This window comes from Clostridium sp. AF19-22AC (assembly GCF_003479085.1).
Taxonomy (GTDB): domain Bacteria; phylum Bacillota; class Clostridia; order Lachnospirales; family Lachnospiraceae; genus Faecalicatena_A; species Faecalicatena_A orotica.
The window spans coordinates 80,483-96,834 of the sequence record NZ_QUGN01000011.1 but is presented as its reverse complement, the minus strand read 5'-3'; the positions used below and the strand labels follow the sequence as shown (position 1 = coordinate 96,834).

Below are 16,352 nucleotides of genomic sequence, written 5' to 3'. Positions count from 1 at the left end.
GGGAGGTTATTGACTATGAAAATGGCATTAATTGGCGGGGGCGGGGTCAGGACAGTATTTTTTTGCCAGTCTCTAGCCAAATACGCGGAAAAAGCAGGAATTGAGGAACTGCGCCTGATGGATACGGATGAGGAAAAGCTCCAGATTTTCGGAAATATAGCCAGATATGCTGTCAGGAAAACCAGTTCTTTAAATATAATCCTGACAGATTCCATCGAGGAGGCAGTGGCGGATGCGGACTATGTTGTGACGGCAATCCGGGTTGGCGGTGATGAGGGCCGTGTCAGGGATGAAAGGACTGCCTTGGATCTTGGTGTCATAGGGCAGGAGACAACCGGGGCAGGCGGATTTTCCTATGCAGTCAGGACAATTCCGGTTATGAAAGAGTATATGCGGATTATAAAAGAAAAAAGTAACTATGCGACAGTGTTTAATTTTACGAATCCGGCAGGATTGGTTACACAGGCCCTTTACGACGCGGGATATGATAATGTGATAGGGATCTGTGATAATGCGGCCGGGGTAAAAATTGAACTGGCAAAGTCACTCCATGTGAATGCCGGTGATTTGTTCATCCGCCTGTACGGACTCAATCACCTGACCTGGGCGGACCAGATTAAATTATACGGGACAGATATTTTTGAAGACCTGATGAAAAATGAAGATTTCATACAGCATTACCATGATTTTTTGTATTATGACAGGGACTTAATACGCCATCTGAATGCACTGCCTAATGGTTATCTTTATTACTATTATCATCGGGAACGTGCGCTTCATAATATCCTCAATGCACCGATGACGCGAGGCGAGACGATCCTCAGACTGAATAGAGAGATGCTGGAGCGTCTGCGTATGGTAAATGTGGTAAAAAATCCGGAAAAGGCTTACCAGGTTTATGAGGAGGCAATGAATGCCCGGAATCAAGCATATATGTCGGTGGAGCTGGGCGGGAAGTCTGTGAAAAAAGTGCCTCTGAATCTTGAAAAACTGGGGATTAAAGGGATTCATCCGGGTTTGGAAGAGGTTGAAGTGCTCGAGGGTTATGCGGGGGTTGCCCTGAACTACATCGAAGCCCAGAAAAATAATCATCCGATAGACCTTGCAGTCAATGTCCCTAATAAAGGCGCGATTGATTTTATGAAGGATGATGATATCGTGGAGATTACCTGCCAGGTAGACGCAGGCGGCGCAAGGCCGGTAAAAATCATGGATGTGCCCGAAGCAAACCGAATCATGATGCAGCAAGTAAAGCTATATGAGAGACGGACTGTACAGGCGGTACAGGAAAAATCACTCGAACTGGCTTATATGGCACTTATGGAACATCCTTTGGTAGGTTCTTATTCACTGGCAAAGCAGCTGGTGAAAGCGTATCAGAAGGTACATAAAGAGTATTTGGGAGACTGGAAGTAAAAACTTGAGAGAGTTACTGTTCATGATTTAGGACAGATATGGGTGAAATAATGAGAGAAAAATATGATTTAGTAGTATTCGGCGATATTTGCTGCGACTTGATATTTTCCGGTATAGAAAGTCTTCCTGGTCCGGGGGAAGAAGTATGGGCAGACCAGATGAAAGTTACAGTCGGGGGAGCTTTTAATGTGGCGGCAGCAGCGTCCAGACTGAATCTGAAAACAGGGATTCCCTGCATATACGGGACAGATATTATGAGCAGCTTCATTCATGAGGCCGCACTGGAAGAAGGTGTCGATACCAGGCTTTTCCTGCATATCCCGCAGCCTTATCTGCAGGCTTCTGTTGTCCTGAATTTTGGAAATGACAGATCGTTTGTGTCTTATGCTGCCAAAGAAAAGGAGCATGAACTGGAACAGCATATTGAGAATATTGCCGATGAGGTCCCGATGGAAGTTGCGGTATTTAGTATGACAGATAAGGAGAATTATCTGGATCTTATGAAAAAACTCCGTCGACATGGAACAAAAGTAATTCTGGACTGCAGTTGGGACGAAAGGCTTCTGACCTCGGAGATTTTATTAAAGCAGATAGAAAACTGTGATTATTTCCTGCCAAACCTAATGGAAGCAAGGCGGATTACCGGTGAGCCCGAGCCCGAGGCTGTGATTAAAAAACTGTCCGGGCATACGGCAAACACAGTAGTGAAGCTCGGCTGCGACGGTGTGATTGCAGCCGGCGGAGGCAGGATGTTAAGGTATCCTTCCGTTGATCTGGGAAAGGTAGTGGACACAACGGGTGCAGGAGATAATTTCGCCGCAGGGTTTGCATACGGTCTGGTTCAGAAGAAATCCCTGGAGGAATGTATCCTTTACGGGCAGCTCTGTGGTTCTAAATCCACGGTGGCATTGGGAGGGTTTACAGCATCTCTCTATGAAAGTGAACTGATGGATCTGGTCCATAAAAAAGCCATTTGACATGCAAGGAGGAGGGAATTCGTGTGAAAGCTTTAAATACTGTTGACAAAGTTTACACATGGCTGAAACATGGCTGTTACCAGAGAAGCCTCCATTTTCACAATACGCCCTTAAACCGGAGGGGGCTATATGATAAGCATCTCGAATTTGTGAAGGAGCATTATGAGGTTTGGACCCCGAAAGACGCCCTTGCGTACCTGAAGACAGGTTTACGCGGGAAAAAACCATCTGTCATAATCGGTGCGTTTGACGGGTATCGGAATAATTATGAGGTACTTTTCAGGCTGTTGGAGGAAAAAGGGATGCATGGCTGGTTTCTTTTGGTGACAGATTTTATCAATACCCCAGCGGCAGAACAGGAACAAGTGCTCACCCCATACCGCATGCAGTGGGTGCCGGATGAATATACGGATAAAAGATATGCCATGAACTGGGAAGAGGCGGCCCAAATCAGTGTGAATCATACCATCGTAAACCATACATCGAGACACTATCTTTTACAAGGGGAGATAAGTGAAGAAGAACTGCAGTATGAAATACGGCATTCAGATCAGATGATAAAAGAAAAGACCGGGATAAAACCAGAAATATTCAGCTGGCTGGGCGGTGGGTGGATGGAGAAAAACCCCCGTGCGGCCCAAATCCTTCGGGAAAATGGCTACCATTTCCTGTTGGGATACCGGCTGGAATATTTTGATGAAACAGATACTTCCAGTGATAAATGGGAGAAGGCAGTTCCTGAACACATAGGATTACAGGAACTGGATCGTGAAGTCCGTCATTATGAGCAGGCAGTTTCAAACATTGGCTGGTATAGCGCAGTGCCTGCGATCCTCCCCTTTTACCAAACGGGACATCTGGTTACGGATGGGGAAAGAGAAGAAGATATGGCAATCGCATCGCATTTTGCGGCAGTTGCGGAGTATCTTAACAGGGAACGGTCAATGGAGGAAGAGATGGCTGTAAACAAGGCACTGGAAGTAATTTCATTCGGAGAGTTTAGCGAACAAGGGTTTGACTTGTGAGCGGGCGGGGGGACGCGAAATAAAGGGACAGCCGCCAGCCTCCTGAGTGTACATATTCCGTTTCGATATGCGGACACGGGCCTAAGAAATTCTAGGAAGCCGCCAGCCGGCAAAGCGGGGCAGGGTCTGACACATCACGGGAAATCTGGTGATTTCCCGCGCTGGGTCAGACGATTTTGTGATTCGGTGATCACAAAATCACCCCGCTTTGCCGGCTGCCACCTTCCAAGAACTTCTAAGGCCCGCTTTAGCACTTCGAAACGGCATATGTACACTCAGGAGGCTTGCAACCGTCCCTTCATTTCGCTGGTTCATCCACAAGTCTGAATTTGCACTTGAAAAATGTAAAAAAGAGGATTATAATATTTTCAGAACATAGTTCTATAATACCGAACAACAAAAGAGCGATAATGACAGAGGAGGTATCACCTATATGAGACTTATTACATACAGGGCCGCGGGAGCGCCTGAGGACAGGCTGGGGCTTCTTGATTCCAAGGGGGAGTGGGTTGCTCCGCAGGAGGTCCTGAACCTGCCGTATTCTGACATGAATGAACTGATTGCATCTATGACAGAAGAGGAGAGGCAGCAGTTAAGCCGGCGGGCGGAGGACGAAAGTTTATTTATTGTGCCGGCAGATGAGATTGTCCTGCGTGCGCCCATTCCATATCCAAAGCAGGATGTCATCTGTCTCGGCGTGAATTATCTGGAGCATGCCAGAGAGGCAGCCAGATTTGAGAAGGACTCTTTTGACATTCAGTCCTCTTATCCGGTTTATTTTTCAAAAAGGGTGAACGAGGCAGCCGGACACCGGCAGGGCATTCCTGCGTATGAGGATATTGTTGACAGTCTGGATTACGAGGCAGAGCTGGCAGTCATCATCGGGAAAGATGCCAGAAATGTAAGAGAGGAAGATGCACTGGACTATATTTTCGGCTATACAATTCTGAATGACATGAGTGCAAGAAACCTGCAGACCAGACACACACAGTGGTACTTCGGAAAAAGCCTGGATGGTTTTACCCCTATGGGCCCAGCTATTGTGACAAAGGATGAGATTATGTATCCGCCGAAATTAAAGATCCAGACTTTGGTTAACGGGGAACTGAGGCAGTCTAGCAGCACGGACCTGCTCATCTTTGATATCGGTTATGTGATTCATGAACTGAGTCAGGGTATGACTCTGAAAGCCGGGACGATTATTTCCACGGGAACACCAAAGGGAGTCGGGATGGGATTTACACCGCCCAGATTTTTACATAAAGGGGACGTCATTGAGTGTAAGATTGAAAAACTGGGAACGCTTGTGAATCAGATAGATTAGTGCTCCATCCAGTAAGTATCATTACTCACTGGATGGAACACTAGAGCGATCAATAGAAAGGAGTCACGGATGAAACAGGGAGTGACAATACAGTCTGTGGAACGGGCTTTGAAGATTCTGGAATACCTTTCAGGAGGCGTTTCGGAAATTGGCATTACAGATATAGCATCCTACATGGGACTCGGGAAAAGTACCATTTACGGTCTTGTGAATACGCTTGTCCAGGAGGGGTATCTGGAACAGAACCCGGACAATAAGCGGTACCGGCTGGGGCTTAAGTTATTTGAACTTGGCTGCATTGTGCAGGAACGTATGGATATCCGGGAGATTGCAAGACCATATTTAAAGGAGTTGTCAGAGCATTTTAAAATGACGGTGCACATGGGACTTTATAAAGACGAGGAAGTCGTTTATATCGACAAAATGGACGCCCCTGATACAAGGGTCGTGTATTCACAGGTGGGAAAACGGGCGCCGATGTACTGCACGGGCATCGGCAAGGCAGTGCTGGCAGAACTAAAGCCGGAGGATATAGGAAGGATTCTGGACAGCCAGAAGCTCGAAGCTCTTACGCCGAACACCATGACAGACAAGGAAGAGATACGAAAGGAGCTGGAATGTATCAGAAAGAAGGGATATTCCACGGATAATGAAGAGGTAGAGCTCGGATTGAAATGTGTGGCAGCCGCGATCCATGATTATCAGGGGAAACCTGTGGCAGCTATCAGTATTTCGAGTTCAGCGGTAAAGATGACGGAAGAGAAAGCAGCAGAGGCAGCTGAAGAAATCAAGAAGGCAACACGTGCGATATCCGGAAAGCTGGGATACCGCGGATAGAATGTATGGAAAATATCAGAGTCTGTATCCAGTCAGGCTCTTTTATATAAGCAAAAACAAGAACGGTGTTCGGCAATAACGAACAATGAAAAGAAAGGAGAACTTTATGATACTCACAGTTACACTGAATACATCAATTGACAAGCGGTATCTGGTGGAAAAAATGAATGCCGGCCAGGTAAACCGGGTCAGCAGCTGCCGGTACAGTGCAGGCGGAAAAGGGCTGAATGTTTCAAGGGCAGCGGTTATTGCAGGAGAAAGCGTAATTGCCACGGGATTTGCAGGAGGGCATAATGGGGCCCTTCTCGAGGAACTGGCAGAAAAAGATGGCATCCGTACGGAATTTGTCCATGTAGGGGGAGAGACGCGAAGCTGCATTAACATCATGGATGCAGAAACCGGTATCCAGACAGAATTTTTAGAAGCCGGGGAAGCTGTCCCACAGGAAAAGATTGCAGAGTTAGAGCAGCGGTACAGGGATCTTCTCGCCCAGGCAGAAGTGGTTACTATATCGGGAAGCACACCTAAAGGCATGGATGACGAGATTTATGTCAGACTGATACAGGCAGCACGGGACTGTGGTATCCCGGTCCTGCTGGATACAAGCGGCAAACTGCTTCAAAAAAGCATCTGTGCAAGGCCAGCCCTGATTAAGCCAAATCAGGATGAGATCAGACAGCTTACAGGAAAGGGGGAATTATCGGAAGAAGAATTAAAAGAAACAGCGCTTTACCTGAGAACGAAAGGAATTACCTATGTGGTTGTCTCACTCGGGAAAAAAGGCTCGCTTATGGCAGCGCCATCCGGGATCTATAAGACGGCAGTTCCTAAAGTTGAAGTTAAAAATACGGTAGGGTGCGGTGATTCCATGCTTGCAGGATTTGCCATTGGAATAAAGAACCGTTTCGAAGATGAAAAGCTCCTGCGGTATGCCAGTGCCATAGCGGCGGCAAATGCCATGCAGGAGAAGACCGGCTTTTTTGAAAAAAAGGATTTTGAAGAAATTTATGAAAAAATTCAGATTACGTCCATCAGGAACGTAGCCAGATAAGGAAAGGGAAAGACATGGAGAAAGTAAAAGTTGCGATTATCGGACCGGGGAATATCGGTTCCGACTTAATGTACAAAGTTATGAGAAGCAGGAATCTGGAGATGTCCTGCATGGTAGGAATCGTTGAGTCTGAGGGAATCAAAAGGGCAAAGCGGCTCGGATTTGAGACTACGACCAAGGGGATAGAGACAATCTTAGACAGAGATGACATTAAGATTGTGTTTGATGCGACGGGTGCTAAGGCACATAAAATGCACGCGCCGCTGCTTAAGGCGGCGGGCAAGGTTGCCATCGATATGACCCCGGCGGCGGTGGGACCATATGTTGTGCCGTGTGTGAATCTGGAAAGCCTGTCAGATGAGATGAATCTTAACATGGTAACCTGCGGGGGGCAGGCGACAGTCCCGATTGCATATGCAATCAACCGTGTGGCAGACAGCGAATACACAGAGATCATATCCTGTATTTCCTCCAAAAGCGCAGGTCCCGGTACCCGTGCCAATATCGATGAATTTACAGAAACGACGGCAAAGGCACTGGAAACAGTCGGAGGAGCAGACAAAGGCAAGGCAATTATTATCCTGAATCCTGCAGAACCGCCGCTCATGATGACAAACACAATCCATTCGATTGTAAAGAACCCGGATGAAAAGGTAATTACCGGGTCCGTAAACAAGATGGTGAAGGAAATACAAAAATACGTGCCGGGATATAAGCTCAGGACCCCTCCGATCATGGACGGGAACAGAGTGACTGTCATTGTAGAGGTAGAAGGTGCGGGAGACTTCCTTCCGAAATATTCAGGAAATCTGGATATCATCAATTCAGCCGCCATAGAGGCAGCAGAAAAAATAGCAGAAGAAAGGTTTTTACAAGGAGGAAACAGGCATGAAAAGTAGAATACATTTCATTGACACGACGATGCGTGACGGGAGCCATGCGATGAGCCACAGCTTTACGAAAGAACAGGTGAGCCTGATTGCGCAGGGGCTGGATGATGCAGGTGCAGATATCATCGAAGTGAGTCACGGGGACGGAATCGCAGGCTCCTCGATCAATTACGGGTTTTCTAAAACAAGGGACATTGAACTGATTGAAGCCGCATCCAAGGTGGTAAAACGGGCAAAACTGGGCGCGCTCCTGATCCCCGGAATCGGGACGATATCAGATTTGCAGGAGGCTTATGATCATGGTGTGCGTGCGGTCAGGATTGCAACCCATGTCACAGAGGCAGACGTTTCCCTGCAGCATATAAAAGCGGCAAAGGACAGAGGCATGTTTACGGCCGGCTTCCTGATGATGGTACATATGGCAGAGCCGGAGAAGATTCTGGAACAGGCGAGGATATTCGAGGATGCAGGAGTCGACTATGTCAATCTGGCAGACTCGGCCGGACACCTCCTGCCGGATGATGTGCGCCGGCGGGTCAGCCTGCTGTCAGAAAAGCTCAGTATCCCGGTTGGGTTCCATGCGCATAATAACTTAGGGCTTGCCGTTGCGAATTCGCTTGCGGCGGCAGAAGAGGGGGCGTCATATATTGACGGCACCTTAAGAGGGCTCGGCGCAGGAGCCGGCAACTGTCAGATTGAAGTACTGTCCGCAGTGCTGGAGCGTATGGAATGTGCGACCGGGATTGATCTGGATAAGATTCTTAAGGTGGCGGAAGAAGCCGTGGAACCCATTATGCCCAGGGCGCAGGTCATCGACACTGCATCCCTTATGCTGGGATACGCAGGGGTATATTCCAGCTTCCTGCTCCATGCCAGACGTGCTGCAGAAAAGTTTGATTTGAATATAAAAGATATTCTGGTTGAATTAGGAAGGCGCGGCATGGTAGGCGGTCAGGAAGATATGATTGTGGATGTGGCGTACCAGCTTTCCCGTTCACAACATAAGGCCGATTAAAGAGCCCGGTGCCGGTATGCCTTGCGGTAAGCTGAAGGAGACATACCGGTATATTCTTTAAAAATCCGGTTAAAGTGCGGAATCTGGTTGAAACCGCAGGAAATGGCAATATCTATAATCAGTTCATCCGTATCTTCCAACAGTTGTTTCGCATTGTCAATCCGGACCTGGTTGATGAAGGCAGACAGGCACATTCCAGTGTCTGCCTTGAAAATACGGCTTAAATAACTGGGATTCGCATATACATAAGCCGCCAGATATGAAAGTGGCAGCGGATCGGCGTAATTTTGCCGGATGAGGTGCTTGACTTGTGCGATCATGACTTCACGGGTGGAAAAACTTTTCGTGAACAGCTGACTCTCGGGTTTCAGCACAAAGCCTGTCTGGGCAAAGTACAGGATGAGGGCAAGGAAGGTATGCCGGTAAATCATAGGGGATACCGGGAGCGTGTCCTGTAAAATCTGGCTGCACAGTTTGAGCAGCGCCCGTATGGCGTCATAATTCTTGCGTGGGAGAGAGAAATGCTGAAAGGTTACCCGCCCGCTGAAAAACTGTTTCAGGAGCTGCTGGCCCTTATCCGCGGCCCCTGAAGTATCTACCTCATCCATAGAAAACGAAAAAAGCGTAAACCGGCATGGCTTGCCCTCCCCATAAGACAAGGTGATATCTTCCGCATCATACAGCAGGAAGCAGTCCCGGTGCTGGAAATCCGAAATCAGGTTTTGGTGCAGGTAACTGCCGCTTCCCTGTTCAGCCAGCGCGATGCACCATGTGGAGGGTAAGGCCTTCAGCTTATAGGTATCGGTAAATTCAATGGTCCCGAAGGGATTGTTTTCTTTTGTAGTAATCATAGTATTCTCCTATCAGTCAGATTATAACTTCACAGTCCGTTTCTAAACTCCGGCGCATCTGTTTTGCTTTTAAACAGATGCGTTAAAATTATGATTAATAATACAAAGAAAAATATAAAATTATGCAACATTAACTATAGAAAGTAAAAATAAGTGAAAAACTGGTAAATATATATTAAGAATAAAACATAACATAATGCTAGTATGAAAATATGAAAAAGAAAGATCCATAGGAGGACGAAAGATGAAAAAAAGAGTGATTGCATTACTATTGGCAGCAGCGATGACAACCTCATTACTGGCAGGATGCGGAGGCAGTAAGGACTGGGAGGACGGTGACGGGAAGATCGACGGTGACCTGACCTTCTGGACACAGGACACGGAAGCATGGAAGTCTTATTTTGGACCGGCAATTGAGGCCTTCCAGAAAGAATATCCGGATGTAAATATTCAGGTGGAATATTTCCCGGAGTTCTCCGACAAGCTTAACCAGGCGTTTTCAGCGGGTGAGCAGGCCGACGTCATGCAGACCTGGCAGAGCATTACAGACTGGGCAAAGGCAGGCGTCATTGATGAGATCCCGGATGATGTCATGACAAAAGAGTATATGGAGGAGAACTATTACGAGAGTGCACTGATCAATAAGCAGGTTGAAGGTAAGTACTACTGTATCCCGTCAGAGATCAATGCAGAGTCCCCAAGCTTATACGTCAATATGGACATCTTAAAGGAAGAGGGTGTGGAGCTTCCGCAGAGCTGGATAGACAACAACGGACCGTCAAGCTTTGACGAACTGCTGGAAATAGCAGAGAAGCTGACCCAGAAGGATGAGAACGGACAGGTGGTCCGCTCAGGACTGGCATATGTGTATGCACAGTGGGAAGCAAATTTCCTTTCTTTAATCATGCAGTATGGCGGAGATTATAAGGATGAGGCAAATAATAAAGTGAAGTTCCAGACTCCGGAAGCGAAGAAGGCAGCGGAGACACTGCTCAAATATACGCAGGGACCGGACGCAGTCAGCGATGAAGGGACTCCGCGTTATGAATCATTTGTCCAGGGGACTGCGGCAATGTGTGTAGGCGCACCGTGGTATTCAGGCAGTTTTGCAATCGACATACCGGATGTCAACTGGCAGGTATTCAATATGCCGGCATGGGTAGAAGGAGCGGACCCTGTCAGCATCGGTACCGGCGGATGGGGATATATCGTATCCGATAAGTGTGAAAATAAAGAAGCGGCATGGGAATTTGTAAAATTCATGACCACGGCAGAACAGACAGGGGACTGGGCTTATAAGACGGGCTGCCTTCCGGCCAGGGTTGATTCTTTGACAGACCTTCAGTATGACCCAAATGTAGGTTCAGTTGATAAGGCAATTACAATTGCACAGGATGTTCTTCCATATGCAGTCGAAGAAGGTGCATACATGGGCACACCTTCCACACTGACTTATACAATCGTAAGAGAAAAGTTAAGACAGCTGCTGGTTGACGGAGATATTGATGCTGCATTGAAGGGAATGGAAGAAGAAGGCAACGCAATGATAGAAGAAAACCTGAACAGGTAAAAGGAGAAAGACACATCGGTGATTTATGAAAAAAAAGATAGATTTGTTACAGGGAAATGTAAGTGAAACATTTTTACAGTATCTGATTCCAAGTGTATCGGCTACCATGATGATATCCTTCAACTACTTTATCGATACCTTGTGTATCGGTCAGAAGCTGGGAGAGCAGGGCCTTGCGGCCCTGAATCTCTCCTGGCCGGTGACGACAGTCCTGTATTCCGTCGGACTGCTTCTCGGAACCGGGGGAGGAGCCATGTTTTCCGCATATGTGGCAAATGGAAAGAAAGAAAAAGCAAAAAGTGTTTTTACAGAAGCCGCAGTCACGCTGCTGCTCATTGCGGCAGCCATAACGATTCTGGGAATGGTGTTTTTAAAACCTATCGTCACAGTGCTTGGAGGCGCGGGAGAGCTAAGGCAGGGCGTAACGGATTATGTAAAATGGGTACTGATCTTTTCCGTCTCTTACATGGGGGAATGTTTCTTTACCAGTTTTCTGCGCAATGACAATGCACCTAAGCTGGCAATGGCAGGGACATTATTATCCTGCTCCCTGAATATCATTTTAGATATTGTATTTATCTATGTACTGGACGGTGGTATGGCAGGGGCTTCTCTTGCTACTTCACTTGCTGTTACATCGACTGTAGTCTTAGGGATCTTCTCAACCTTCCGAAAGAAGTCCAATCTGAAAGTCAGTTTTACAGATGCCAGCGTGCGGGATGTCCTCTGTATCATGAAGGTAGGCATGTCCACCTTCCTGACAGAAATCGACGGAGGTATTGTAACCTTCGTTTACAACACCGTGCTGATCAGGATTGCAGGAAGTGCCGCAACAACAGTGATCGCTGTCTATGGGATCGTGGTGAATATCAACACGATTGTACTGGCGGCGATCAACGGTATTTCGAATGCAATGCAGCCGCTTGTGAGTGCAAACAGCGGTGCGGGGAAGTTCTCACGGGCAAAACGATTCACACATCTTGCAGTAAAGTGGGCATTTGGAATGTCCGTTGTGTTTGTGGCAGTGATTGAATGGCAGGCAGAAGTTTTTGTAAAGATTTTCCTGGAGCCGGATGCGGCATTTCTTGTACAGGCGGCAGGAGCCATAAGAATCGTAGCAGTTTCTTACCTGTTGGCGGCTGTTAACATGATACTGATATCTTACTTCCAATCCATACAGGCTTCAAAAGAAGCAATCTATTTTTCGTTTATGCGTACACTTTTCCTTCCGGTTATCTTTGTAATCGGGGGAGCCTTCTACCTGAACGTGAAGGGAGTATGGATGGCCTCCCTTTTCATAGAAGGGACGACGGTGGTGGTCATGCTTTTTGCATACCGCCGTTATCAGAAAAAACGTATGGAAGAGAATCTGGGACAGCTCAATTTCTATGAATTTACTGAAGAAGTGGATGGAATAGAAGAGCTGATTGAACAGCTCGGGGCCGACAATCTGGAGAATTACCGCAGGGTGCTTGCATACTGCGGAAGCAGAAACCGTGATGAGGAAGGGATTCCCATGATTATCGGACTGGATGACCTGACAGCGCCGGATCAGGAGGCATTTGAAGTATCTGCGCAGGAGGACGAACTGAGTTTTTATCAGGCAGTCGGCGCACTGCTGTTCACAGACCTTCTTGACCAGCAGATGGTAAAAGAGGGAGGAACCGGAAGAGGGGCGATTATTCCGGCTATGGAAGCAGCGGCAGAACGGTTTTTCCAGTACAAAAAGCCGGCAGGCGCAGAAACGGGCGGCAGTATCTCATATACCGAAGCACTAGGAAGAATGGAGAGGGAGCATGAGCAGCAATTTTGATATACATACTTTTGCAAAGACGGTTGCAAAGGATAAACGGACCTTTGAAATGTTCCGTTATCTGGTAAATAACGCATATATCCGGGTCGTAAATTACCACAACACGAATGAACGGGATGCGAAAAGGCTGGAGCATGAGATTCAATACTTCAGCGAACATTTTGTACCGGTAAAGTTAAGTGACCTGGATACCTTTTTTGAAACAAGAAAATGGCCGTATGATAAGCCGGGACTGATTCCCGCCATATTTGAGGGATACCGCAGCCATTACGATATTATGAAGCCCATTCTGGATAAATACCATTTCACAGGATGGTTCTACATCCCCGGATTTTTCCCGGATGTAGCCAGGGAAGACCAGCTTGGATTTTGTAAAAACCACCACCTGAGGACAACCGGGCAGTATATGTATGAGGATGGGAGAATCGCTTTAAGCTGGGAAGAAATCAGAGAATTATCGAAAAACCATGAGATCTGCTGTCACACCGGCAGCCATTTTGAGATAACGAAGAAAACTTCAGATGAGGATATGCACAGGGAGATCGTGGAGGCAAAGCGCCGTATGGAAAGCAAGATACAGAAACCGGTGGATGTCTTCTGCTGGCTGGCAGGCGAGGAGTATAACTACAATATCCGGGCGCATAAGCATCTGGAGGAAGCCGGATATAAATATGTACTCAGCAATTTGAAAATCGAAAAAATCAGGTAATCGGGTGCCTGGATATATATACCATATTGAAGGAGGACGCGGATGAAAAACATTCAGGACATGTTTAAGGAGATTGAAAGACAGGGGATGGAACCCTATAAGGCCCTTATGAAATACTGTGACAGCCGGGTGACAGCGGATGAGGGGATTCCGGCTGTGATAGGTTTGGATGACCTGACTGCATCGTGGAACACCACTTATAAAGGAGCACGGCAGGATGAAGAGTTCCGCTTTCTGATGGCGGCAGGCGCGATGGTTTTTGCCAGCCTGTACGAGCAGAAGAGTGCGGAAGAACTGGGGGAATATCCGGGAATTGCGCCGGCCATGAGCGCGATGGCGGAGATGTTCTTCCATGCCGGCGAAGACGGCAGGATAGTCCCTTACCGGGAAGTGGTGAAGCAATTTGTAGTGAATCAGGATGGACAGGAGGGAGGAAAACCAGATGGAGAACTTTAAAATGGAAGAATTTCTGCAGACAATCTCAAAAGATAAGAGATGCCTTGAAATGTTCCGCTATCTGATAAACAGCTCTTACATACGTGTTGTCAATTACCACAACACCAATCCCGTCAACGCTGAGAGGTTTGAGGCAGAGATTAAGTATTACAGCGAACATTTCGTACCGGTAACTTTAAAAGATCTGGACCGGTTTTTCGAAACAAGAAAATGGCCGTACGAAAAGCCAGGATTGATTCCGGCGATCTTTGAAGGCTTCCGCAATCACTACGATGTGATGCTGCCGATCCTGGACAAATATCATTTTACCGGGTGGTTCTATTTCCCAAGCTTCTTTATGGATATCCCGCTGGAAGAACAGCTGCCTTTCAGCGAGGCGCATGAGCTGAATATTACGGATGAGAGTCTGTATCCGGATAAAAGAATTGCGATGAACTGGGATGAGGTCAGGGAGATCGCCTCCCGGCATGAGGTTTGCTGCCATACCGGGAAACATTTCCAGATTACGAAAGAAACGCCGGATGAGGATATGTACAGGGAGATCGTAACTGCCAAGCGGCATTTAGAAGAAAAGACCGGCCGGGAGGTTGAAGTGTTCTGCTGGCTGTACGGCGAGGAATACAACTACAACAAAAAAGCCCATAAATATCTGAAAGAGGCGGGATACAAGTATGTAGTGAGCAACCTGAAGATGGAGAAGATCAGGTAGGAGGAAGAAACGTGAGAAGAAGTGAATCAATCTTAAAACGTCCGGATTTCAGCTTTAACAGGGGCGTATACAAATCAATGGGATTTTCTGATAAGGATCTGGAAAAACCGATTATCGGAATCGCTAATACATGGAGCGAGCTCGTACCGGGAAGTTATAACCTGAGGGCAGTTGCAGACAGTGTAAAGCGGGGAATCTACGCCGCAGGAGGGACTCCGGTTGAATTCGGGGTTATCGGGGCGTGTGACGGCACAGCCCAGGGGAACGAAGGGATGCGTTTTATCCTCCCTTCCCGTGACCTGATTGCTAATGATGTGGAAGTGATGGTACAGGCGCACCAGCTGGATGGAATCGTACTGCTTGGCTCCTGTGATAAGATCGTTCCGGGACTCCTCATGGCAGCTGCAAGACTGAAACTTCCGGCAATTCTGCTTCCGGGCGGGCCGATGCAGGGGGGCCCCGTTTTTGACGAAAGGGCATCCGACCTCACAACGCTTTCCGAGGGCTGCGGGATGGTCAGGGCCGGGACACTTGAGGAGGAAGAACTGTACCGCATGGAAAATACATGCGGACCGGGCTGCGGGTCCTGTTCCTTCTACGGGACGGCTAATACTATGTGTGCTCTCTCAGAGGGACTAGGAATCACACTCCCGTATGGGGCACTGATACCGGCGGTTTATGCGGACCGGACCAGAATTGCATTCGAGACAGGGGAGAAAATCGTAGACCTTGTGCTTCAGGACATTACGGCGGACCAGATCATCAATGAAAAGTCTCTGGAAAATGCAATCCGGTTATTAAATGCAACGGGCGGTTCCACCAACGGAGTGCTCCATCTCCTTGCTGTAGCAAGAGAGGCAGGCATCGATAGTAAGGTGATGACGGAGAAGTTCAAAGAGATCGGCATGACAACACCACTGGTCGCAAAAGTCAACCCGTCATCTAAATATAATATGGAAGACTTCCACAATTCAGGCGGTATCCCACAGGTTATGAAGGAACTGGAACCTCTTTTAAATCTGGATGTCATGACAGTGACAGGGAAAACAGTCGGGGATAACCTGAAAAACCACAGGGAAGGCAGGGTGAACCGGGAGATTATCAGGACACTTGAGGAACCGTTCAGTAAGTTCGGTGGAATTGCGATCCTGGAAGGAAACCTGTCACCAGAGGGCTGCATCACAAAACCCTCCGCTATCAAACCGCAGATGCATGTATTTACAGGTACGGCAAGAGTCTTTGACAGTGAAGAGACTGCAGAGGAAGCGATTCTGGGAGGAGAAATCCAGCCGGGCAATGTAGTCGTTATACGCTACGAGGGTCCCAAAGGCGGGCCGGGAATGCGTGAGATGTATAAGGCAATGAAGTACCTTTATGGCATGGGGCTTGCAGAATCCACGGCACTGATCACAGACGGAAGATTTTCCGGTACGAATAACGGATGCTTTGTCGGGCATATATCACCAGAGGCGGCAGAAGGCGGACCCATCGCCTTTATACAGGACGGCGATGAGATTACGGTAGATATTCCCGCCCAGCGTATTACACTTCACGTTACGGATGAGACACTTAAGGAGCGGAAGGCAGGGTTTATCCCGCCGAAACCGAAATATACATCGGGATATCTGGGATTGTATTCAAAGCTGGCGGCTTCAGCGAGCCGCGGAGCCGTCGTGGAACTGACAGATTAATATCCACGGGGCATAGAA

15 protein-coding genes are annotated in these 16,352 nt (G+C 47.7%); 14 read left to right on the top strand and 1 reads right to left on the bottom strand.

The genetic code is table 11. From position 1 onward, the window contains the following. Window positions 1-15 precede the first annotated feature (15 nt). The 8 genes from DWX43_RS13955 to dmpG all read left to right on the top strand — a co-directional run bounded on the left by DWX43_RS13955 (window position 16) and on the right by dmpG (window position 8,535). Window positions 16-1,416, top strand: a complete 1,401-nt coding sequence (locus DWX43_RS13955) for a glycoside hydrolase (RefSeq protein ID WP_182440701.1) — start codon at window positions 16-18, stop codon at window positions 1,414-1,416. Window positions 1,417-1,466: 50 nt separating this feature from the next. Then, window positions 1,467-2,393: a carbohydrate kinase family protein gene (locus DWX43_RS13950; RefSeq protein WP_182440700.1), complete on the top strand. Its 927-nt coding sequence runs from the start codon at window positions 1,467-1,469 to the stop codon at window positions 2,391-2,393. 23 nt (window positions 2,394-2,416) lie between these two features. Next, window positions 2,417-3,418 (top strand): polysaccharide deacetylase family protein, encoded by a 1,002-nt coding sequence (locus tag DWX43_RS13945; protein ID WP_182440699.1) that lies wholly within the window; start codon window positions 2,417-2,419, stop codon window positions 3,416-3,418. A 433-nt stretch (window positions 3,419-3,851) separates the two neighbouring features. Then, window positions 3,852-4,742: a fumarylacetoacetate hydrolase family protein gene (locus DWX43_RS13940; RefSeq protein WP_118620702.1), complete on the top strand. Its 891-nt coding sequence runs from the start codon at window positions 3,852-3,854 to the stop codon at window positions 4,740-4,742. A 69-nt stretch (window positions 4,743-4,811) separates the two neighbouring features. Further along, entirely contained in the window at window positions 4,812-5,579 is a 768-nt protein-coding gene (locus DWX43_RS13935; protein WP_118620701.1) for an IclR family transcriptional regulator, read from the top strand. A gap of 106 nt (window positions 5,580-5,685) precedes the next feature. Next, window positions 5,686-6,630, top strand: coding sequence for a 1-phosphofructokinase (gene pfkB / locus DWX43_RS13930; protein ID WP_118620700.1), 945 nt, complete (start codon window positions 5,686-5,688; stop codon window positions 6,628-6,630). A gap of 14 nt (window positions 6,631-6,644) precedes the next feature. After that, complete coding sequence (locus tag DWX43_RS13925; protein WP_118620699.1) at window positions 6,645-7,529, top strand: acetaldehyde dehydrogenase (acetylating); 885 nt, start codon at window positions 6,645-6,647, stop codon at window positions 7,527-7,529. Next, on the top strand, window positions 7,519-8,535 hold the full coding sequence (dmpG, locus tag DWX43_RS13920) for a 4-hydroxy-2-oxovalerate aldolase (protein WP_118620698.1): 1,017 nt from the start codon (window positions 7,519-7,521) through the stop codon (window positions 8,533-8,535). The genes DWX43_RS13925 and dmpG overlap by 11 nt, the downstream gene beginning before the upstream one ends. Here dmpG and DWX43_RS13915 read toward each other — a convergent pair. Next, complete coding sequence (locus tag DWX43_RS13915; RefSeq protein ID WP_118620697.1) at window positions 8,532-9,386, bottom strand: AraC family transcriptional regulator; 855 nt, start codon at window positions 9,384-9,386, stop codon at window positions 8,532-8,534. The genes dmpG and DWX43_RS13915 overlap by 4 nt on opposite strands. A gap of 244 nt (window positions 9,387-9,630) precedes the next feature. On the opposite strand from DWX43_RS13915, the gene DWX43_RS13910 reads away from it, so the two are divergent. The 6 genes from DWX43_RS13910 to ilvD are packed head-to-tail and all read left to right on the top strand — an operon-like array spanning window position 9,631 to window position 16,334. Further along, on the top strand, window positions 9,631-10,956 hold the full coding sequence (locus DWX43_RS13910; RefSeq protein ID WP_118620696.1) for an extracellular solute-binding protein: 1,326 nt from the start codon (window positions 9,631-9,633) through the stop codon (window positions 10,954-10,956). Window positions 10,957-10,981: 25 nt separating this feature from the next. Then, window positions 10,982-12,769: an MATE family efflux transporter gene (locus tag DWX43_RS13905; RefSeq protein WP_118620695.1), complete on the top strand. Its 1,788-nt coding sequence runs from the start codon at window positions 10,982-10,984 to the stop codon at window positions 12,767-12,769. Beyond that, complete coding sequence (locus DWX43_RS13900) at window positions 12,753-13,478, top strand: polysaccharide deacetylase family protein (RefSeq protein WP_118620694.1); 726 nt, start codon at window positions 12,753-12,755, stop codon at window positions 13,476-13,478. Before DWX43_RS13905 ends, DWX43_RS13900 begins: the two co-directional genes overlap by 17 nt. A 42-nt stretch (window positions 13,479-13,520) precedes the next feature. Continuing rightward, window positions 13,521-13,934, top strand: coding sequence for a hypothetical protein (locus tag DWX43_RS13895; RefSeq protein WP_118620693.1), 414 nt, complete (start codon window positions 13,521-13,523; stop codon window positions 13,932-13,934). Continuing rightward, window positions 13,921-14,643, top strand: coding sequence for a polysaccharide deacetylase family protein (locus DWX43_RS13890; protein WP_182440698.1), 723 nt, complete (start codon window positions 13,921-13,923; stop codon window positions 14,641-14,643). Before DWX43_RS13895 ends, DWX43_RS13890 begins: the two co-directional genes overlap by 14 nt. 11 nt (window positions 14,644-14,654) lie before the next feature. Next, window positions 14,655-16,334, top strand: a complete 1,680-nt coding sequence (ilvD, locus tag DWX43_RS13885; protein WP_118620691.1) for a dihydroxy-acid dehydratase — start codon at window positions 14,655-14,657, stop codon at window positions 16,332-16,334. Window positions 16,335-16,352: the final 18 nt, after the last annotated feature.